This is a genomic window from Alcaligenes sp. HNGD-HTN06, from assembly GCF_049932565.1.
GTDB classification, from domain to species: Bacteria; Pseudomonadota; Gammaproteobacteria; order Burkholderiales; family Burkholderiaceae_B; genus Alcaligenes; species Alcaligenes ammonioxydans.
In genome coordinates this window covers 1,461,780-1,482,671 of sequence record NZ_CP187782.1, presented here as the reverse complement: position 1 = coordinate 1,482,671, position 20,892 = coordinate 1,461,780, and the positions used below count along the sequence as shown (strand labels likewise).

Below are 20,892 nucleotides of genomic sequence, written 5' to 3'. Positions count from 1 at the left end.
CAATGACTGAACCGCTAGACACTTCCGCACCCGTTGTAGACGAGAACCGCCTGATCGCCGAGCGCCGCTCCAAACTGGATCGCCTGCGCGAGAATGGCATCGCTTACCCCAACGATTTCCGCCCCGATGTGCACGCTGCCGAACTGCACAGTCAGTACGGTGAACAGGACAAAGATGCCCTGGCAGCAATCAATAAAATGGTGAAAGTGGCTGGCCGCATGATGCTCAAACGTGTCATGGGTAAAGCCAGTTTTGCCACATTGCAAGATGCCTCGGGCCGCATCCAGATCTATCTGGACAAAGGCGTACTGGGCGAAGAACGCTACGCGGAATTCAAAGGCTGGGATATCGGTGACATCCTGGCTGTGGAAGGCACCGTCTTCAAAACCAATAAAGGCGAACTGTCGGTACACGCCACCAGCGTTCGCCTGCTGGCCAAGTCCCTGCGCCCCCTGCCCGACAAATTCCACGGTCTGGCAGATCAGGAACTGAAATACCGTCAGCGTTATGTGGACCTGATCATGGGTGAGCACACTCGCCAGACATTCCTTGCCCGCAGCAAGGTCATGAGCAGTCTGCGCCAGCACATGGCCCAGGCCGACTTTCTGGAAGTGGAAACCCCCATGCTGCACCCGATCCCGGGTGGTGCCTCGGCCAAGCCTTTTATCACGCATCACAACGCGCTGGACATGGAAATGTACCTGCGTATCGCTCCCGAGCTGTATCTGAAGCGTCTGATCGTGGGCGGTTTTGAACGCGTGTTCGAGATCAACCGCAACTTCCGTAACGAAGGTGTCAGCCCCCGTCACAATCCCGAATTCACGATGATGGAGTTTTACGCGGCCTACACCGATTACCAATGGCTGATGGACTTCACTGAAAATCTGATTCGCGAAGCAGCGATCAGCGCCTGTGGCACGGCAACCCTGCAATATCAGGAGCGCGAGCTGGACCTGAGCCAGCCCTTTGATCGCCTGACCATCACCGGTGCGATCATGAAGTACGCTCCGTCCTACACCCAGGAGCAGTTGCAGGACCTTCAGTTCCTGCGCACCGAGCTGGCGCGCTTGAAAGTGGACGTGAATGCGCCGCCATTGCGCGATGCGGGTCTGGGCGCCCTGCAACTGGCTCTGTTTGAAGAAACTGCGGAATCCAAGCTCTGGCACCCTACGTTCATCGTGGACTACCCCGTGGAAGTATCGCCATTGGCACGAGCCTCGGATACCCAGGAGGGCATTACCGAGCGCTTTGAGCTGTTCATCACTGGCCGCGAGATCGCCAATGGCTTCTCGGAGCTGAACGACCCTGAAGATCAGGCAGCTCGCTTCCAGGCCCAGGTTCAAGCCAAGGATGCTGGCGACGAAGAAGCCATGTTCTACGACGCCGACTACATCCGCGCACTGGAGTACGGCATGCCTCCTACAGGCGGCTGCGGTATCGGCATCGACCGTCTGGTCATGTTGTTGACCGATAGCCCCGCGATCCGCGATGTGATCCTGTTCCCTCACCTGCGTCGCGAAGACTGATCGCTGCGCCAGACTCGGCTCTCGCCCGGGCCGCCGCGCCGCGTTTAAGCGGCGCAACGGCCCGGGCGAGCGTCTTGGTGAACAGCGCTGGGCGATTGAACATCGCAACCCTGACAGCCATGTTCGCTCGTTGAGCCACTGACTCTGGTGTAATTCGGCATACCGAATCGACCGAAGCACCTCGTCAAGCCGCAACAGCCAGGTTGGATGCCCCCTTGCCTGGTGCACTCCATGCCTCCCGGACAACAAAAAGGACGCCTTAACGCGTCCTTTTTGTTGTCTGCTCAACGATCAATACATCGTGCGGTGCCTGTACGGACAGCTCATTCAATCCACCGGCAAGCGCATCACCGCCTGCGCCCATTTATGGGCCACTTCAGGCGAAGAAAAACACGAGGCTTTATCCGCCACCACACGCACCGCGCGTTCCAGCAACTGAATGTCGGCTTCGTGCTGGCGCGCCACGTGCGGATCTTCAAAGAAGATCACTCGCTGGCAACGGTTTTCCAAGACCAGCTCCGCAATTTGTGCATCGCCACCCAAAGGGCCGCTCAAGTAAGACTGAATCCAAGGTGTTTCCTTGGGCCAGCCTTTGGACCAGGCCAACTCGTTTAACAAGCGACTGGTCGTGCCCGTCCCCACACGCTGCCCAAATCGCGACAGCAGGTCAAAATGCTTGCTGGCAAAATCAACCATTTTCTCCTTGAGGGCATCATGCGCAATCAGGGCCAAGGTTTGATTAGGGAAGTCGAAAATACGTTTGCAGCTCGAGTCTGGCCACAAACCGCGGCTGACACGCTCTACTTCGATCCATTCAATGGCCCCCATCAAGGTGGAGATAAAGGGTCGACCATGCGTAATGCACTGACGCTTGAGCGCCAGGGCTTCCGGAAAAATGGAAGAAGGGTCCACCGGGTCGATCAAGTAAATGGCGCCATCAAACGGCGGCGTGCCGTCCGGGTTTTGCGTCACCCGGGCAACCAGTTTCATCAACCCTCCATCACGACCGTAGGGATAGCGAACCAGGCCGCCGTAACCTTCCAGCAGGCCCGAACGCTCAATCGCGTTGCAGGTACGCCCTACCGTATAGAGCTCAATCTCCAATTCGCGAATACCGCTGGCCGAACGCCGCAACCACTGAAACAAAGCCGCATCTGCCGAATCATGGTGCAATTGATTGGCCGCCAAACCGAAACGTAATGACATGAGTTCCTACACGGTAAACGATTCGCCACACCCGCAGGAGGCTTTCTCGTTTGGATTGATGAACTTGAAACCTTCATTGAGGCCATCGCGGCCATAGTCCAGACGCGTGCCATCGATGAAAGGCAGGCTTTTGGGATCAACAAACAGTTTAACGCCGTGCTCTTCAAACAGTTGGTCGCCTTCTACCGGCTCATCAACAAAATCCAGTTTGTACGCCAGACCCGAACAACCGGTCAGGCGCACACCCAAACGTAGCCCCAAGCCGCCACCACGCTTTTTTAAATGACGCTGGATATGTTCTGCGGCGGGCTGAGTAAGAGAAATAGACATAATCTGTTCCTTTCTATACACCTGAAGCACAATCAGCCTTCAGGCTTGGACAACTAAAACACGCCTTTGTTCTGCACCGAGGCAACGGCAGCCTGAACCGCCTCCTGGGCCAACAAAGCACAATGCACTTTGACCGGGGGCAATTCCAACGCCTGCTGCACGTCCGCGGACGAAAAGCAGGCTGCCTGCTCCAGACTGCGATTCTGCAACCACTGGGCGGCAAACGACGCAGCGGCAATGGTGCAACCACAACCATATGCCTTGAAACAGCTCTCCTGAATCTGGCCCTGGTCGGATACCTTGAGCTGAATACGAATGACAGCCCCGGTCTCATGGCTACCCGCCTCCCCTGTCCCGACATCAGCATCACTGCTGTTCATGACACCCACATGACGCGGGTGCAGAAAATGCTCCATGACGGCGTCACTATATCTCATTGTGCGCACGGCTCCGACGCAGACTCATCCCACAAGGGCGAGATGGCCCGCAGCTGTTCGACCACACGGGCGATGGCGGCGATCGTGTCATCCACCTCCTGTTCGGTGGTGAACCGGCCAAGACTTAAACGCAAGGAGCTGTGCGCCAACTGATCGCTACGACCCAGGGCGGTCAACACATAGGAGGGCTCCAGGCTAGCCGACGTACAGGCCGAACCGCTGGACACAGCCAGCTCCGTCAAGGCCATCATCAAGGCTTCACCCTCAATATGATCCACGCTGATATTCAGGTTATGCGGAACGCGCTGCTCCAAGCTTCCATTCAGGTAAAGATCCGGGATACTTTGCAGCCCCGCCCATAAACGATCACGCAGCGCCGTAATGCGCTGATTGTCCTGATCCATCTCCTGGGCAGCCAGCTCAAAAGCTCGCCCCATGCCGACAATCTGATGCGTTGCCAGAGTACCGGAACGAAAACCGCGCTCATGGCCCCCGCCATGGATCTGCGCTTTCAGACGCACCGCCGGCTTACGACGAACGTACAGGGCGCCAATCCCTTTGGGGCCGTAGGTCTTGTGTGCCGACATGGACATCAGATCCACCGGCCACTCCTGCACATTGATCGCCACCTTACCGGTCGCCTGGGCTGCGTCCACATGGAACAGCACCTTGTGCTCACGGCAGACAGCTCCCAAAGCCTGGACATCCTGAATCACGCCAATCTCGTTATTGACCAGCATAACCGAGGCCAGAATCGTGTCTGGGCGAATGGCTTGTGCAAACACCTGCGGGTCAATGAGTCCATTGGGCAGTACATCCAGAAAGGTGATTTCAAACCCTTCATCCTGCAAGGCCAGGCAGGTATCGAGCACGGCCTTGTGCTCCGTACGGACGGTAATGATATGGCGGCCTTTGGCCTGATAAAACTGAGCGGCCCCTTTTAACGCCAAATTGATGGCCTCGGTCGCCCCCGAGGTCCACACGATCTCGCGCGGCTCCGCTCCGATCAGCGAGGCCACCTGGCGGCGCGCTTGGTCCACCGCCTCTTCGGCATCCCACCCGTAAGGATGGCTGCTGGAGGCAGGGTTGCCAAATCGTTCCGTCAACCAGGGGATCATGCTGTCGGCCACACGCGGGTCTACCGGTGTGGTGGCGGCATAATCCATATAGATACGCTGAGCGCGACTCATACAAAACTCCGGATCAGTAGCGGCGAGCGTCCACTACAAGGTACATTCTTCTGGCTGGCCGGCTTCCTGGGCGGCCATCTTGAGTTGACGCAAACGCTGCTGATCAACCAAGTCCTGCAAAGAGACAGAATCCAGGTAATCGACCATTTTACGACTAAGCGTCGCCCAAAGCTCGTGAGTCATGCACTCGCCTTTCTGTCCGTTTGTGCCTTGCTTGCAATTACCCTTGCCACCGCACTGGGTGGCATCAACGGGCTCATCGACCGCAAACACAATGTCAGCAACGGTAATGTGACGGGCCAGACGCGCAAGCGTATAGCCACCACCTGGACCTCGAACGCTATCGACCAGCTCATGGCGGCGCAGTTTGCCAAAGAGCTGTTCAAGATAGGAGAGCGAAATTCCCTGTCGCTGGCTGATGCCTGCGAGCGTCACCGGTCCACTTTGCTGGCGCAGCGCAAGATCGATCATCGCGGTTACGGCGAAACGCCCTTTTGTCGTCAAACGCATGATAGTTTCCTTGCCAAAGGCGAAAGCGGCCGGAATGCCAAAGGCAAATCCGACCAATTTGGTCCAGTATAGCAAATACAGGGGAAACTACCGTGCTTGAGCGCGTGTTTTTACACTTATACTGCAGTGTTATCGCGGCGCTCAGGCGGCACGGTAATGGGGGACGCGCTTGCGAACCAGTTCGAATACGCCCTGACAGGCATCCTCGATATAGTCCATGACCTTATTGAAGCCTTCCTGGCCACCATAATAAGGATCGGGCACGGTCGCCGCCTCGTAGTCGGTGGCAAAACGCATCAACAGCATGAGCTTGTGACGATAAATGGGCGGACACATTTGCTGCAAAGCAGCGTGGTTTTCCCAGTCCATGCTCAAGATAAGGTCGAAGTTGCGAAAGTCCTCGCGTTGGACCTGTCGGGCCTGATAGGCAGAGATGTCATAACCGCGTTTACGAGCGGCTATTTGTGCGCGTGTGTCAGGATGCTCGCCCACATGAAAGCCATGTGTAGCGGCTGAATCCACCAAAATATCTTCCGACAAGCTGGCTTGGTCGACCAGTTGGCGCAAGACGCCTTCGGCGCTGGGAGAGCGGCAAATATTCCCTGTACAGACAAACAGAACCTTACTCATAATGCGTCAAAGTCTGCGGGAAAACCCCAAATAAGGCAAGACAGAACAGAGCCTGAAACAGCCCCCGTCAACCGCTTTGAAAACCGCAAAACCGTATCGTTTGGAGGCTGCAAATCAGCGCCATACGCCAAGGATGGACGTATGGAATAAACCAAAGGCGCGGCACTGTTTGCTTAGCGGATCAAGGCCCTTGATGGGCTGAGGTAAATCAAGCAATACACCTGTGCGATGAAAGCGGATAGCCGAACCCTGTTTTTTCTGACTATCCGTCCAGAAAAAGTTGCAAATACACAACAAAACAATAAAAGAAGCGCTCCTTCGTTCAAAGAAGCGCCTTGATTTCCCCTGTCCGATCAGGCCTTGCGGCACATCACCCCATGAGCAGCTTGGCCTTGAGTCGTTGCAGCTTGTCTCGGGCAGCCGCAGCCTGCTCAAACTCCAGGTTGCGCGCGTGCTCCATCATCTCTTTTTCTAAACGCTTGATCTCGCGGGCAGCCGCCTTTTCATCGCGGATCAGCTCCTCGGGAATGTCCTCGCGCAAACCGGCAGTCGGATCAGACGCCACCACACCATCAATCAGCTCGCGCACAGCCTTGTTGACACCACGTGGCGTAATGCCGTTCTCCTCATTAAAGGCAATTTGTTTGGCGCGACGCCGCTCGGTTTCCTCAATGGCCCGATGCATGGAATCGGTCATCCTGTCGGCATACAAAATGGCTTTGCCGTTAAGGTTGCGCGCCGCCCGACCGATGGTTTGAATCAGGCTGCGCTCCGAACGCAGGAAGCCTTCCTTGTCCGCATCCAGAATCGCCACCAAAGACACCTCGGGCAAATCCAGACCCTCGCGCAGCAAGTTAATCCCCACCAAAACATCGAACACGCCCAACCGCAAATCTCGAATGATTTCGGCGCGCTCAACCGTATCAATATCGGAGTGCAGATAGCGCACGCGTATTCCGTTTTCGGACAAATACTCGGTCAAGTCCTCCGACATACGCTTGGTCAGTGTGGTCACCAACACCCGGTCCTGCTGGGCAGTACGCAGCTTGATTTCACCGAGCAGATCATCGACCTGGGTGGTAGCCGGACGCACCTCAATCTCCGGGTCCACCAGGCCAGTAGGCCGCACCACCTGTTCGACCACATTGTCCGCGTGTTCCTGCTCGTACGCGGCCGGCGTGGCTGACACAAACACGGTCTGCGGCATGCGACGCTCGAACTCTTCCAGCTTCAACGGCCGGTTATCCATCGCAGAGGGCAGACGAAAGCCGAACTGCACCAGGGTTTCCTTACGAGAACGGTCACCTCGATACATGGCCCCTAATTGCCCGATCGTGACATGGCTTTCATCGATGAACATCAGGGAATTGCGCGGCAGGTAATCAATCAGTGTCGGTGGCGGATCGCCCGGCGCCGCACCCGACAAATGCCGCGAATAGTTTTCGATTCCCTTGCAGAACCCCAGTTCCTGCAGCATTTCCAGATCAAAACGGGTACGCTGCTCCAGGCGTTGCGCCTCGACCAGATGCCCTTCACGGGTCAGAAACTCCAACCGTTCACGCAGCTCCATCTTGATGGTTTCAATCGCCCGCAACACCGTTTCACGCGGCGTCACGTAGTGAGAACTGGGGAACACCGTAAAGCGGTTGAGCTTTTGCACCACTTTGCCGGTCAGCGGGTCAAACAGCTCCAGCTCTTCCAGTTCGTCATCAAACAGACTGACCCGCAAAGCCAGCTCCGCGTTTTCCGCCGGAAAAATATCAACCACCTCACCGCGGGCCCGAAACACCCCACGCTGAAAATCCAGGTCGTTACGCTCATATTGCATGGCCACGAGACGCGCCAGCAGTTCCTGCCGGGCAATACGGTCGCCTTTGCGCAAGGTCAGCACCATGGCGTGGTAGTCACCCGGATTACCTATGCCGTAAATGCAGGACACGGTGCCCACAATAATGGTGTCGGGTCGCTCCAGCAGGCTTTTCGTGGCTGACAAACGCATCTGCTCGATGTGCTCATTGATGGACGAGTCCTTTTCAATGAACAGATCTCGCGAGGGCACATAGGCCTCGGGCTGATAGTAGTCGTAGTAAGAAACAAAATACTCGACGGCATTGCGCGGAAAGAACTCGCGCATCTCGGCATACAACTGCGCTGCCAGGGTTTTATTGGGTGCCAGCACAATGGCTGGACGTCCCGTACGCGCGATGATGTTGGCCATGGTGTAGGTTTTGCCCGAGCCCGTCACCCCCAGCAGGGTCTGGTACATCAAGCCATCATTAATCCCTTCGACCAACTGCTCGATGGCCGCCGGCTGGTCGCCAGCAGGCAAATAAGGTTGGAAAAGTTTGAAGGAACTCCCCGGAAATTCTTGAAAGGCAGGCTCAAATTTCATGCTAGACACACTTTAGGGTAAGCCCGTATTATCACATTAATGCTTTGTTTTTCTACCTTTCCGCACTAACGCCCCCATATCATCATGACATCGCTCTTCGAAACCGTCGAACTGGCTCCACGCGACCCCATTTTGGGTTTGAACGAACAATACAATGCCGACGAACGCAGCGGCAAAGTAAATCTTGGAGTCGGTGTTTACTACGACGATCAAGGGCGAATCCCGATTTTGCAGGCGGTTCAGAAGGCTGAACAAGCCATGATGAGCACTGCTGCTGCCCGCAGCTACCTGCCCATCGAAGGGATCAACACCTACAATCTGGGCGCTCAAACCCTGTTGTTGGGCGCTGACTCCCCCGTCATTGCCGAAGGACGCGCCCTGACTGTCCAATCTCTGGGCGGGACCGGCGCACTGAAAATCGGTGCCGATTTCCTGCAGCAGCTGCTGCCCCAGTCCAAGGTCTACATCAGCGATCCAAGCTGGGAAAATCACCGCGCCCTGTTCGAGCGTGCGGGCTTCACGGTCGACACCTACACCTATTACGATGCCGCCACCCATGGCCTGAACTTTGAAGGCATGATCGCGTCCTTGCGCACCATGCCCGCCCAGTCCATCGTGGTGCTGCACGCCTGCTGCCACAATCCCACGGGCGTGGACCCCAGCATGGAACAATGGGCACAGATCGCCGAACTGATTAAAGAGCGTCAACTGGTTCCATTCCTGGACATTGCCTACCAGGGCTTCGGTGACGGCCTGGACGAAGACGCCAGCGTCGTGCGCCTGTTTGCCAAGCTGGGGCTGTCCATGTTCATCAGCTCCTCGTTCTCCAAATCCTTTTCGCTATACGGTGAGCGTGTGGGTGCCCTGACCCTGGTCACATCCAGCAAGGATGAGACGTCGCGCGTGCTCAGTCAGGTCAAGCGCGTGATTCGCACCAACTACTCCAACCCCCCTACCCACGGTGGCAAAGTAGTGGCCACGGTACTGAACTCTCCCGAATTGTTCCAGACCTGGGCCACTGAACTGGCCGGCATGCGTGAGCGCATCCGCGCCATGCGCGCCCAGCTGGTTGCCAAGCTGAAAGAGCACGGCGTCGCACAAAACTTCGACTTCGTTCTGCAACAGCGCGGCATGTTCTCCTACTCGGGCCTGACCGCCGAGCAAGTAGAGCGTCTGCGCCAGGAGCATGGGATTTACGCGGTCAGCAGCGGCCGCATCTGCGTTGCCGCATTGAACAGCCAGAACATTGACGTCGTGGCCAAGGCCATCGCTCAAGTCCTGAAATAAGCCGGCCTTAGCCCTACCCACCAACGCCCTTCTCCGGAAGGGCGTTGTTGTTACAGCCCTTGGAAAACACTCATGACCGACGCGATTTCCCTACATACCGACCGCCTGCTTCTCCGCCCTTGGAAAGCCACCGATCTGGAGCCCTTTCACCGTTTGAACCGTGATCCGCATGCACTACGCTTTTATCCCGCAACGCTGGATCGTGCTCAAAGTGATGCCATCGCTCAGCGAAGCCAAAGTCTGATCGAAGAACACGGCTGGGGCCCTTGGGCAGTAGAACTGAACGAAACCGGCGCATTCATCGGCATGGTGGGCTTGAACCGCCCCACGGCCGACCTGTATTTTCAACCTTGCGTAGAACTGGTCTGGCGCCTGTTACCCGAGTACTGGGGCAAGGGGTTTGCGACGGAAGCGGCTCGCGCCTGCCTAGCCTTTGCTTTCAAAGAACTGGAGCTGGAGCAGATCGTTGCTTACACCGCGCAACTGAACCTCCCTTCGCAAACCGTTATGCAACGTCTGGGCATGACGGAGCAGCCGGGCACCTTCGATCATCCCGGCGTCCCTGCCGGCCACAAACTTGTGCCGCATGTTCTGTATACACTGGACCGCAAGGATTGGAACCCGCCCGCTTCGGTGCCACCAAAGGCCAAAAGTTAAGTCTTTACGGCCTGAGCCGCTTGCCAAAACACGAACGGTAACGCACAATCTTTACTGTATATATATTCAGCAGACAATACTATGACCGCCAAGCTCACTGCACGCCAACAACAAGTGCTGGACATCATCCGTTCCGAGATCGAACGGACCGGTTTCCCTCCCACTCGAGCCGAGATCGCTCAGGTGCTGGGCTTTAAGTCCGCCAATGCAGCCGAAGATCATTTGAAGGCTCTGGCCCGTAAAGGCGCTATCGAGCTGACGGCCGGCGCTTCGCGCGGCATACGACTGCTCGGCACGGACACCCGCGACAGTACGCCTAGCAGCAACAACGTACTGGCCAATTTGGCCGATGCACTTTTGCTGCCGATCATTGGTCGCGTTGCCGCCGGCAGTCCTATTCTGGCCACCGAGCATATCGAGCGCGAAATTGGCGTTGCCCCCACCCTTTTCTCTCAAACGCCCGACTATCTGCTGCGTGTACGTGGCCTGAGCATGAAAGACGCCGGTATTTTCGATGGGGACCTGCTGGCAGTCAAAAAAACCACCGAGGCACGTAATGGTCAGATTGTGGTGGTTCGCATTGGGGATGATGTCACGGTCAAGCGCCTGTCACGCTCCAGCAATCAGGTAATCCTCTTGCCCGAAAACCCGGACTTTGAGCCGATTGTCGTCACCGATCCCGACTCCCTGTCCCTGGAAGGCATTGCTGTCGGTCTCATTCGCACCAACCCGCTCCATTAAGCCCCTGTCCTGGCCCAGGTTCCGGGCGACATACACAGACCAAGCTCAAAACCCCATACCCCATTGTGGACTATGGGGTTTTTTACGGCTTGCCCCTACCAGGCACGACAAGTGCAGGAATGACTCAGCCCCGCCTGGGTAGCACTCCCAACATGCAAACAGGCTACCTTGAACCCAAGGTAGCCTGTTTTTGGTCCTGCGAGAAAGAACGGCTTAGTGCTTGAATGACTCGGAGCCAGCACCAGCAGCACGAGAGGCCGCCAGGGCTTCAGCAGCCAAACGAGCCACTTCCTCGTCGCTCAAGGGCGTGACGGGATCTTGCAGCGCTACTTCCAATACGCGATCAATCCAACGCACCGGAATGATCTCCAGCGTGTTTTTCACGTTATCGGGAATATCCGCCAAGTCCTTGACGTTTTCCTCCGGGATCATCACGGTTTTGATACCGCCGCGTTGCGCTGCCAACAGCTTCTCTTTCAAGCCACCGATAGGCAGAACTTCGCCGCGCAAGGTGATTTCACCCGTCATGGCCACGTCGGCACGAACCGGAATACCCGTCAGGCTGGATACGATAGCGGTCGTGATGGCGATACCGGCCGATGGACCATCCTTGGGCGTCGCGCCCTCTGGAAAGTGTACGTGCAGATCACGCTTCTCAAACACCGTATTGGGGATACCCCACTTCTGAGCACGGGATCGCACAACCGTACGGGCCGCTTCGACCGACTCTTTCATCACGTCACCGATCGAACCGGTACGCAGCACATTGCCTTTACCGGGCATATCGGCGACTTCGATGGTCAGCAAATCGCCACCCACCTCGGTCCAGGCCAGACCAGTCACCTGACCAATCTTGTTCTCTTTCTCGGCCAGGCCGAAGGAGAAACGACGCACGCCCAGGTATTCGCTCAGGTTCTCCGAGTTAACCACCAGGGTTTCCTGCGTCAAAACCTTGTGACGGGACGCTCGTGTGCCAGCCTGAGGATTGGCTACTAGCAATTTGCGAACCACCTTGCGGCAGATTTTGCTGATTTCCCGCTCCAGCGAACGGACACCCGCTTCCCGCGTGTAGTAGCGTACGATGTCGCGCACGGCATCTTCCGTCACCTCGAGTTCGCCTTCGCGTACGCCGTTGTTTTTCATCAGCTTGGGCAGAAGGTAATCGAAGGCAATCCGCACCTTTTCGTCTTCGGTGTAACCCGACAGACGAATCACTTCCATACGGTCCAGCAGGGCCGGTGGAATATTCAAGGTGTTGCTGGTTGCCACAAACATCACATCGGACAGGTCGTAGTCCACTTCCAGGTAGTGATCCTGGAAGGTGTGGTTTTGTTCAGGGTCCAGAACCTCCAGCAATGCCGAGGATGGATCACCACGGAAATCCGCACCCATCTTGTCGATCTCATCCAACAGGAACAGCGGGTTGCGTACACCCACCTTGCTCATGTTCTGAACCACCTTGCCGGGCATGGAGCCGATGTACGTACGGCGGTGACCACGAATCTCGGCCTCGTCACGCACCCCACCCAAAGCCATGCGAATGAACTTGCGGTTCGTGGCCTTGGCTATCGACTGACCCAAAGAGGTTTTACCCACACCCGGAGGGCCAACCAGACACAGGATAGGTGCCTTGAGCTTGTCCACGCGCTGTTGCACTGCCAGGTACTCGACAATCCGTTCCTTGACCTTCTCCAGGCCAAAGTGATCCGCATCCAACACATCCTGGGCATTGCTCAAGGAGTTATTGATACGGCTCTTTTTACGCCACGGCAAGCCGACCAGCGTTTCAATGTAGTTGCGCACCACCGTAGCTTCGGCTGACATCGGCGACATCAGCTTGAGCTTCTTCATTTCGGATTCGGCTTTCTTAAGCGCCTCTTTGCTCAGTTGGGCCTGTTCGATGCGTTTTTCCAGCTCTTCAACATCCGCACCGTCCTCGCCTTCGCCCAACTCTTTCTGAATGGCCTTGACCTGCTCATTCAGATAGTAATCACGCTGGCTCTTTTCCATCTGCTTTTTCACACGGCCGCGAATACGCTTCTCGACCTGCAAGATGTCAATTTCGCCTTCCAACTGAGACAACAAGCCTTCCAGACGCTCCATAGCCTTGGGCGTTTCCAGCATGCCCTGCTTTTGCTCTAACTTCAAAGGCAAGTGAGCAGCAATGGTATCGGCCAGACGACCGGCGTCATCAATCCCCGTCAGAGAAGTGAGAATCTCCTGAGGAATTTTCTTGTTCAATTTGACGTATTGCTCGAACTGGCTCAGCACAGCACGGCGCAGCGCTTCGGTTTCAGCCGCATCACCGGCATCACCGGGCACCTCGACCACGGAGGCCATGAAGTGGGTTTCCGCATCCTGAACCTGCGTGATGCGAGCGCGCTGCAAACCCTCGACCAGCACCTTAACCGTGCCATCGGGCAGCTTGAGCATTTGCAAAATACTGGCCGCACACGCAATTTCGTAGAGATCCTCGGGAGCAGGATCGTCCTTGCCCGCGGACTTTTGCGCCACCAGCATAATATTGTTGCCGGACTCCATCGCCAGCTCAAGAGCTTTAATCGAGCGAGGCCGGCCCACAAAAAGCGGAATCACCATGTGAGGGAACACCACTACATCGCGCAAAGGAAGCAGCGGCAGCTCAATAGGTTCCGTAGAAAGAATCTGGCTCGCAGACATAGTCATTTCCTATAAATGTCCTTAGACGCAAAAGGGAAGCCTGGGCTTCCCTTTCACGGTTTAACCTGTTGTAGCTCAGATTGTGGCAAATTTTGATATTTCAAGTAGGCCGAACGAACATGAGAACAGAACTTTACAAAGTTAAAGAAAGGCCAACGTTTACGCCCGTAGGTTTCTCACCCCTTTCTTAATCCTTGCCTGCCGCCCTGTCTTGCCTGCGCGCCTCTGACCGAAGCCAGAGCGAGCACCAGCAAGGAAATATCTCTAAGCTACTGCGTTTTTCAAGGGCGACTCAGTGTCACTGGCTTCACTATCGGACAAAGGACGACCCAAAATCAATTCGGGTTTACTCTTTCCAAGAACCGCATCTTCGGTCAGCACCACTTTGCTGACGTCCTTGCGCGAGGGCAACTCGTACATGGTATCAAGCAGGGCCTGCTCGACAATACTGCGCAGACCACGAGCGCCGGTGCGACGTTTGATGGCCCGCTGAGCAACGGCGCGCAGGGCTTCGGGCTGAACTTCCAGCTCCACCCCTTCCATGTTCAGCAATTTCTGGAATTGCTTGACCAGCGCATTGCGAGGCTCGGTCAGGATGCGGATCAACGCATCTTCATGCAACTCTTCCAGCGTGGCTACCACTGGCAACCGGCCCACCAGCTCGGGAATCAGACCAAACTTGATCAGATCCTCGGGTTCGGCTTCGGAGAACAATTCGCCAACGCCGCGCTCAGACTTGGCTTTCACCGAAGCAGCAAAGCCAATGCCAGATTTTTCCGTACGGTCGCGGATCACCTTTTCCAGACCGTCAAAGGCACCACCCACAATGAACAGAATGCTCGTGGTATCCACTTGCACAAAGTCCTGATTCGGATGTTTGCGGCCACCTTGCGGGGGCACAGACGCCACCGTACCTTCAATCAGCTTGAGCAGTGCCTGTTGCACGCCCTCGCCCGAGACGTCGCGGGTGATCGAAGGGTTATCCGACTTGCGGGAAATCTTGTCGATTTCGTCGATGTAGATAATGGCGCGCTGCGCTTTTTCCACATCGTAATCGCAGTTTTGCAGCAGTTTTTGAACGATGTTCTCAACGTCCTCGCCCACGTAGCCGGCCTCGGTCAGCGTCGTGGCGTCGGCCATCACAAAAGGCACATCCAGCATGCGGGCCAGTGTCTGGGCCAGCAGCGTTTTGCCCGAGCCCGTTGGCCCGATCAGCAAGATATTGCTTTTGGACAGCTCTACATCGTCACGGCTTGCCTTGCCGCTACGAATTCGTTTGTAGTGGTTGTACACCGCTACGGCCAAGGTGCGCTTGGGCATCTCCTGGCCAATCACATACCCGTCCAGAAATTCCTTGATTTCCCGGGGAGTAGGCAATTCCTTGCGTTCACCATCAGGAGTGGCGCCCGCCGCTTCGTCACGAATGATATCGGTACACAGATCAATACATTCGTCGCAGATAAACACGGACGAAGGCCCAGCGATCAGTTTTTTGACCTCATGCTGGCTTTTGTTGCAAAACGAGCAATGCAGAACTTTCTCGTCGGCCGATTTCTTTTCGGACATAAATTTAAATTTCACTTCAGGATGGTAAAAGGACGGGAACAAGTCCCGCCCCCGAACAGCCATAGTACTGCTTCAGACCGCCCCTCGCAGGGGAAGGTGATTACTCGTCACGAGTACTCATCACCTTGTCGATCAGGCCATAGGCCACAGCGTCTTCAGCTGCCATGAAGTTGTCACGCTCGGTATCCAGCTCGATACGCTCGACAGGCTGACCGCAGTTCTCGGCCAGGATCTTGTTCAAACGCTCGCGCAGGCTCAGAATTTCCTTGGCCTGAATCTGGATATCGGAAGCCTGCCCCCGCGCACCGCCCGAGGGCTGATGAATCATGATGCGCGAGTTGGGCAAGGCAAGGCGCTTGCCCTTGACGCCCGAAGACAGCAAGAACGCACCCATGCTGGCAGCCATGCCGGTACACAATGTCGAGACTTCCGGCTTGACGAACTGCATCGTGTCGTAGATGGCCAGGCCTGCATAGACCGAGCCACCGGGCGAATTGATGTAGAGCGAAATATCCTTCTCAGGATTTTCCGACTCCAGAAACAGCAGCTGGGCCACGATCAGATTGGCCGAGTTGTCATGAACCGGGCCCACCAGAAAAATGATGCGCTCGCGCAGCAGGCGGGAGTAGATATCGTAAGAACGCTCTCCCCGACCAGACTGCTCGATCACGATAGGCACATAGCCCAAACCCGTAGGGGCAACGGAGTGCCCCCCATGCATTGAAGCGTAGAAGTCGACAAAGGTTGACGACATTTAGTTGGTTCCCATGATTTGGTCGAACGCCACCTCCTCGTCGGTCACCTTGGCCTGGGACAGTACGTGCTCGACGACATTGTCTTCGAGTACCACTGCCTCAATCTCGGCGCGACGCTGGCGATCGGACAAGTAGTAGGCCACCACTTGGGCGGGCTGTTCGTAGTTCTGGGCAAATTCTTCGATGCGGGCGCGAACCTGCTCTGGCTTGGCTTGCAATTCAGCGGCCTTGACCAGTTCGGAGACCAGCAGACCCAAACGCACACGGCGAGTGGATTCTTCCTGGAACGCCTCGGCCGGAATAGGCATCTTGTCGGCATCCGGCACGCCACGGTCTTTCAGTTCAGCGCGAGCCGAAGCAATACGACCTTGCACGTCGTTGTCCACCAAGGCCTTTGGGACCTCGAAATCGCTGGCAGACAGCAATGCATCCATCACAGCAGACTTGTTGCGAGCGTGGACACGAGCCTTGATCTCGCGCTCAATGTTGGCACGGATATCAGCCAACAGGGCCTCGACATCGCCTTCAGCCTGACCCAGGGATTTGGCAAATTCAGCATCCAGCTCGGGCAGAACAGGCTGGGCCACGTCTGTCACGGTGATCTTGAATTCGGCTGTTTTGCCAGCCACTTCCTTGCCGGTGTAATCGGCAGGGAATTCCAGAGGGAATGTTTTGGTTTCGCCTGCTTTCATACCGGCAACAGCCGTTTCGAACTCAGGCAGCATGCGGCCACGACCTTGCAGGTACTGGAACCCTTCAGCGCTACCGCCCTCAAAGGCGACGCCGTCGATGGTGCCCACAAAGTCCAGCGTGATACGGTCATCTTCCTGAGCCGCGCGATCAGCACTGGATTCGTAGTTGGCACGTTGCTTGCGCAGCACGTCTACGGTGCGCTGGATGTCTTCGTCGGTCACAGGCGTGTTGGCACGCTTGATTTCCAGCTTGGACAAATCAGGCAAGCTCACTTCAGGATAGACTTCGAACGTGGCGGTAAAGGCCATGGTGCCTTCAGGCACGTCGCCTTCTTTGGCTTCCAGATTGGGCGTGCCAGCAACACGCAGTTTGGAGTCCTGGATCACTTTGTCCAGAGCTTTGCCGATTTCTTCGTTGATGGCGTCGTAACGGATACCAGGGCCGTGGCTGCGCTCGACAACGGACAAAGGCGCTTTACCGGGACGGAAGCCCTGTACCTTGGCCGTACGAGCCACACGCTTGAGCTGGGCCTGGACTTGTTTTTCTACGTCGGCCACCGAAACGACCACATCGACTCGGCGCTCCAAGCCGGACAGAATTTCAACCTCGGGCTGCATTGAAGACCTATATTAAATTGAGTAATTGATAAGAGTAATCCGGCATTTTACCGGAAACTGGCACGGTAAATCCAAACAAACGTATTTTGAATCATAATTTCCTGTCAAGACAATACAGCCGTGCCGGACTATCATCCCTTACTTTACCTTCCCGACGCAAGACTGACATGCACATGAACACCCCTTTAGGCGGCATCCGGGTCCTGGAACTGGGCCAATTGATCGCCGGCCCCTTTGCCGCCAAGATCCTGGGCGAATTTGGCGCGGACGTTATCAAGATCGAATCCCCTAAAGGCGGCGACCCCTTGCGTAAATGGCGTTTGCTGCATGACGGTAACTCGGTCTGGTGGGAGGTGCAATCTCGTAACAAGAAGTCGCTGGCTCTGGACCTTCGTCAAGCTGCATGCCAGGACGTGGTGCGCGCCCTGGTCAAGGAATGCGACATCCTCATCGAGAATTTTCGTCCTGGCGCCCTGGAGGAATGGGGGCTGGGCTGGGAAGACCTCAAGGCAATCAATCCCGGCCTGATCATGTTGCGGGTCTCGGGTTATGGACAAACCGGCCCTTACAAGGACAAGCCTGGCTTTGGCGTCATCGGTGAGGCCATGGGCGGCTTGCGCCACCTGAGCGGCGAGGCCGGGCGCCCGCCCGTGCGTGTCGGCGTGTCGATTGGCGACTCGCTGGCCGCTTTGCACGGCGTCATCGGCATCATGATGGCTCTGCGGCAACGTGAACAAAACGGAGGCGTCGGCCAGTATATTGATGTCGCCCTCTACGAAGCCGTTTTCAACATGATGGAAAGCCTGCTACCGGAATACGCTGCGTTTGGCGCCATACGTGAACCAGCCGGCAGCAGCTTGCCGGGCATCACGCCCAGCAATGCCTATGTATGCAAAGATGGTAAATATGCCTTGATCGCGGGCAACGGCGACAGTATCTTCAAACGCCTGATGGTCGCAATTGGCCGTGCCGACATGGCCGACAACCCGGACTACGCCCATAACGATGGGCGTGCCAGGAGCGCAGGTGTGATTGATGCGGCCATCGGCCACTGGGCCAGCGCCCTGGAACTGGACAAGGTGCTGGAAATTCTGGATCAGGCAGGCGTTCCAGCCGGTCGTGTTTACGACATTGCCGACATAGCGGCCGACCCGCACTATCAGGCACGCGACATGTTGCTCGACAGCCAACTGCCCGATGGCACACCGTTGAAAGTCCCTGGCATCGTCCCCAAGCTGAGCGAGACACCCGGCGGCCTATACCGCCCTGCCCCCCATCTGGGCCAGGACACGGAAGACATCTTGAACAGCCTAGGCATCAGCGCCGAACAGCAGGCTGATTGGCAGGCACGTGGCCTGATCGCCAAGAGTCCTAAACGTCACTGAATGGGGTGATACGCAATAGGCTGCCGCAGAAGGTAGCCTCCCGAGCAAATCGACCCACCACCGCAAATGAACTCTGTGCACTAGGGCCAGACGCTGGAAAGCGTGAAAGCAGTCTGTCAAAAGCCAGACAATAAGAAGAAAAAACGAAACCGTTGACGTATTTAAAATTGATTTTGTAAAACAACGGCTTTCGTTTGATGGTGCGAACGGAGAGACTCGAACTCTCACACCTCTCGGCGCCAGAACCTAAATCTGGTGCGTCTACCAATTCCGCCACGTTCGCAACACGAAAGACGTAGATTCTATCGTGGATTTTCACCCTAGGCAAGTGCCTGAACTGGCAAAAAAAGATCAGGGCCCGCCTGGAACGCGCCCTGATTCGGTGACCGTATAGGCGCTTGCACCGGGCCCTTGGGCCGGCACGCCCAAGGATGCCCTGCAAACGGCGTCCGTGGCCGGTTTGTTCCCTAGGGTCCGACCACTTCGCTGACATAGACCGGGATATCCCAGGCTCCTCCTGCCCGAATCAGGGCACAACGCCCCGTATCACCACGTTCACTTTCTACAAAGCGGCTGCCATCCCAGACCGATGTTTCATAGCTCCAGCAATCCCCCAACCCGCGGCCTTTCATCGCAGAGGAGATAAGACCATTGTCGTACCCGGTAGCACTGTCACTCACCAACACGGGAGCCGACTGCATGGTATTACTGACAAGAAAATAGGCGTCCCCCGCGTTATAAGCCGCCAGCCAGCACGGTGCGGCAACGAGGGAAAACTGCGGATCAAGTCGTGCGATTTCCCAAGGTTCGGACAGTCTGTCATCACTACAGGACTGCTCGGCATCGGCTGCCAGCACCTGCAACAGCACTGGCCGAATCAAGGCGTCCTCTTGCTGATTCATGGGACGAAGGTTCTTATCGATAACCGGGGCACGAGTAATACGAGGGGCGTCAAGGGGGAGCTTCACCGTCGACTCACTCGCCTTTCCCTGACGTAAAATCGCCCCTGGCGTATTCACGCGCCCTTGCACATCATCCATTTTCAGCAAGACCGCACTTGAACCTGCCCCTGAGAACAAATAGGTTCGGTCATCCCGGCGGAAAGACAGAGCATCGTCTTTTTTCAAGGCCGCCAGAAAGCGAGTGAACTGATCCTCGCTCATTTGCCATGATTCATCGCCCGCCGAGCTTAATCGGCCTGCAGTACGACCTGCGATAAACAGTTCTGGCGCCGCACCTGTCTGCTGCTGAGCATCGTCATAGTGCGCAAGCATCACCTTGTTGACAACCGGCTCCCCCCTGCCTGCCTTACGAGTTAACAGCACGGTTGAACCTGGCTCCTCACTCTCAGGTGCGTAACCGGCGGCACGACAAGTCAGGGTGTTATCACAGCTCAGATCCCAATCCTTATGAGAAAAGGTGACTGACACATCCTTGGCAGCCGCACTACTCATCGCCAACACGAGGGACACTGCCAGCATGCGCACTGAAAAAAGCACGTTGCCGTCTTGTTTTGCCCTACTCATTTCCGCTACTCCCCAAAAATTTCTTTCAGCTCAATTCACGTACCGGCATTTTATCCACACGGCGGGCACAATTTACCTAGCGAATTTGTGCGGTAGTCGTCCGTGCGCGCAACGCTCTACCTATGCCTTGCGAAGGAGGAAACGGGCGAAAACACCGTTGAATACGAAGCGCCGGCCCTAAGGCTACAAGACTCGAAAGTTTGCTTCTGGAATCACTCGTCAGCGGTCACGAGTGTCGATCATGCTTTCCCGGGAAGTCACTGGGCCAGCGCATCGGTTTAGGGCCGGGAACGGGCTCCGGAGCCGGGGTGGGCTTAGGGTCCGGATTAGGGGTGGGGTTTGGCTGAGGGTTGCTTGGCATATCTCGTTTTCCTATACGCCTAAATAAGAATTAAAACTATTATTGAAATACCATATCAGCTAGCATCTATCGCCCATAAATGACATTTACTCCTGCTTTGCCACTGCCTGGGGCACTTAGGTAAAAACCCCATCCAGCGAATCAGGTAGAAAGCCACCAAATCATAGATTACTGTCGGCAACGATATATAAGCCAGCCCCTACTGCGCCTATTCCCGAAGATACTGATATACAGCGACCTAGTTACCGTATAGAAAACAACAAAAAAACAAACACCCCAAGCTATCAGCCACCATACTTTTGAGTTAAAAATCGATCACCAGAAAAACCTCTATCCCTTGATTGCAAGTACCATCTTCATTCCGCTTCTTTCTTGACATAAAGCACAAAAACTCCGCCGTCTTT

The 20,892-nt window shown here is 56.1% G+C and carries 17 protein-coding genes and 1 tRNA gene; 5 read left to right on the top strand and 13 right to left on the bottom strand.

Features of this window, described 5'->3' with window-relative positions; translation table 11 throughout:
- Positions 1-2 precede the first annotated feature (2 nt).
- Positions 3-1,526, top strand: a complete 1,524-nt coding sequence (gene lysS / locus ACOZ42_RS06745) for a lysine--tRNA ligase (RefSeq protein WP_131071567.1) — start codon at positions 3-5, stop codon at positions 1,524-1,526.
- A gap of 327 nt (positions 1,527-1,853) precedes the next feature.
- Here the strand turns inward: lysS and ACOZ42_RS06740 are convergent, their stop codons facing one another.
- The 7 genes from ACOZ42_RS06740 to uvrB all read right to left on the bottom strand — a co-directional run bounded on the left by ACOZ42_RS06740 (position 1,854) and on the right by uvrB (position 8,221).
- Positions 1,854-2,732: a methylglyoxal synthase gene (locus ACOZ42_RS06740; RefSeq protein WP_059317753.1), complete on the bottom strand. Its 879-nt coding sequence runs from the start codon at positions 2,730-2,732 to the stop codon at positions 1,854-1,856.
- Between the two features lie 6 nt (positions 2,733-2,738).
- Positions 2,739-3,062 carry a HesB/IscA family protein gene (locus ACOZ42_RS06735; protein WP_003801383.1) on the bottom strand — a complete coding sequence of 108 codons (324 nt, stop codon included), beginning with the start codon at positions 3,060-3,062 and terminating at the stop codon, positions 2,739-2,741.
- Positions 3,063-3,115: 53 nt separating this feature from the next.
- A complete protein-coding gene (locus tag ACOZ42_RS06730) occupies positions 3,116-3,499 on the bottom strand; it encodes an iron-sulfur cluster assembly scaffold protein (RefSeq protein WP_131071566.1) in 384 nt (127 codons plus the stop codon).
- Positions 3,496-4,689, bottom strand: coding sequence for an IscS subfamily cysteine desulfurase (locus ACOZ42_RS06725; RefSeq protein WP_059317754.1), 1,194 nt, complete (start codon positions 4,687-4,689; stop codon positions 3,496-3,498). The genes ACOZ42_RS06730 and ACOZ42_RS06725 overlap by 4 nt, the downstream gene beginning before the upstream one ends.
- Before the next feature lie 33 nt (positions 4,690-4,722).
- Positions 4,723-5,199, bottom strand: a complete 477-nt coding sequence (iscR, locus tag ACOZ42_RS06720) for a Fe-S cluster assembly transcriptional regulator IscR (RefSeq protein WP_051010420.1) — start codon at positions 5,197-5,199, stop codon at positions 4,723-4,725.
- Between the two features lie 141 nt (positions 5,200-5,340).
- Positions 5,341-5,832, bottom strand: coding sequence for a low molecular weight protein-tyrosine-phosphatase (locus ACOZ42_RS06715; RefSeq protein WP_039943261.1), 492 nt, complete (start codon positions 5,830-5,832; stop codon positions 5,341-5,343).
- A gap of 367 nt (positions 5,833-6,199) precedes the next feature.
- A complete protein-coding gene (gene uvrB, locus ACOZ42_RS06710) occupies positions 6,200-8,221 on the bottom strand; it encodes an excinuclease ABC subunit UvrB (RefSeq protein ID WP_426345710.1) in 2,022 nt (673 codons plus the stop codon).
- A gap of 84 nt (positions 8,222-8,305) precedes the next feature.
- On the opposite strand from uvrB, the gene ACOZ42_RS06705 reads away from it, so the two are divergent.
- The 3 genes from ACOZ42_RS06705 (at position 8,306) to lexA (ending at position 10,906) form a co-directional block, all read left to right on the top strand.
- A complete protein-coding gene (locus ACOZ42_RS06705; RefSeq protein ID WP_426345709.1) occupies positions 8,306-9,508 on the top strand; it encodes an amino acid aminotransferase in 1,203 nt (400 codons plus the stop codon).
- Between the two features lie 72 nt (positions 9,509-9,580).
- Positions 9,581-10,165, top strand: coding sequence for a GNAT family N-acetyltransferase (locus ACOZ42_RS06700; RefSeq protein ID WP_131071564.1), 585 nt, complete (start codon positions 9,581-9,583; stop codon positions 10,163-10,165).
- 81 nt (positions 10,166-10,246) lie between these two features.
- Positions 10,247-10,906, top strand: a complete 660-nt coding sequence (lexA, locus tag ACOZ42_RS06695; protein ID WP_003801392.1) for a transcriptional repressor LexA — start codon at positions 10,247-10,249, stop codon at positions 10,904-10,906.
- Positions 10,907-11,119: 213 nt separating this feature from the next.
- On the opposite strand, the gene lon is transcribed toward lexA, so the two are convergent.
- The 4 genes from lon to tig form a co-directional block, all read right to left on the bottom strand.
- Positions 11,120-13,585, bottom strand: coding sequence for an endopeptidase La (lon, locus tag ACOZ42_RS06690; protein WP_003801394.1), 2,466 nt, complete (start codon positions 13,583-13,585; stop codon positions 11,120-11,122).
- A gap of 264 nt (positions 13,586-13,849) precedes the next feature.
- Positions 13,850-15,151 (bottom strand): ATP-dependent Clp protease ATP-binding subunit ClpX, encoded by a 1,302-nt coding sequence (gene clpX, locus ACOZ42_RS06685; RefSeq protein ID WP_039943329.1) that lies wholly within the window; start codon positions 15,149-15,151, stop codon positions 13,850-13,852.
- A gap of 100 nt (positions 15,152-15,251) precedes the next feature.
- Positions 15,252-15,905: an ATP-dependent Clp endopeptidase proteolytic subunit ClpP gene (gene clpP, locus ACOZ42_RS06680; RefSeq protein WP_039943264.1), complete on the bottom strand. Its 654-nt coding sequence runs from the start codon at positions 15,903-15,905 to the stop codon at positions 15,252-15,254.
- Positions 15,906-17,216 carry a trigger factor gene (gene tig / locus ACOZ42_RS06675; RefSeq protein WP_059317756.1) on the bottom strand — a complete coding sequence of 437 codons (1,311 nt, stop codon included), beginning with the start codon at positions 17,214-17,216 and terminating at the stop codon, positions 15,906-15,908.
- Between the two features lie 173 nt (positions 17,217-17,389).
- Between tig and ACOZ42_RS06670 the strand changes: the two genes are divergently transcribed.
- A complete protein-coding gene (locus ACOZ42_RS06670) occupies positions 17,390-18,601 on the top strand; it encodes a CaiB/BaiF CoA transferase family protein (protein ID WP_003801404.1) in 1,212 nt (403 codons plus the stop codon).
- Between the two features lie 198 nt (positions 18,602-18,799).
- Here ACOZ42_RS06670 and ACOZ42_RS06665 read toward each other — a convergent pair.
- A tRNA-Leu gene (locus ACOZ42_RS06665) sits at positions 18,800-18,884 on the bottom strand.
- A 184-nt stretch (positions 18,885-19,068) separates the two neighbouring features.
- Entirely contained in the window at positions 19,069-20,127 is a 1,059-nt protein-coding gene (locus ACOZ42_RS06660; protein ID WP_426345708.1) for a DUF1176 domain-containing protein, read from the bottom strand.
- Positions 20,128-20,892 lie beyond the last annotated feature (765 nt).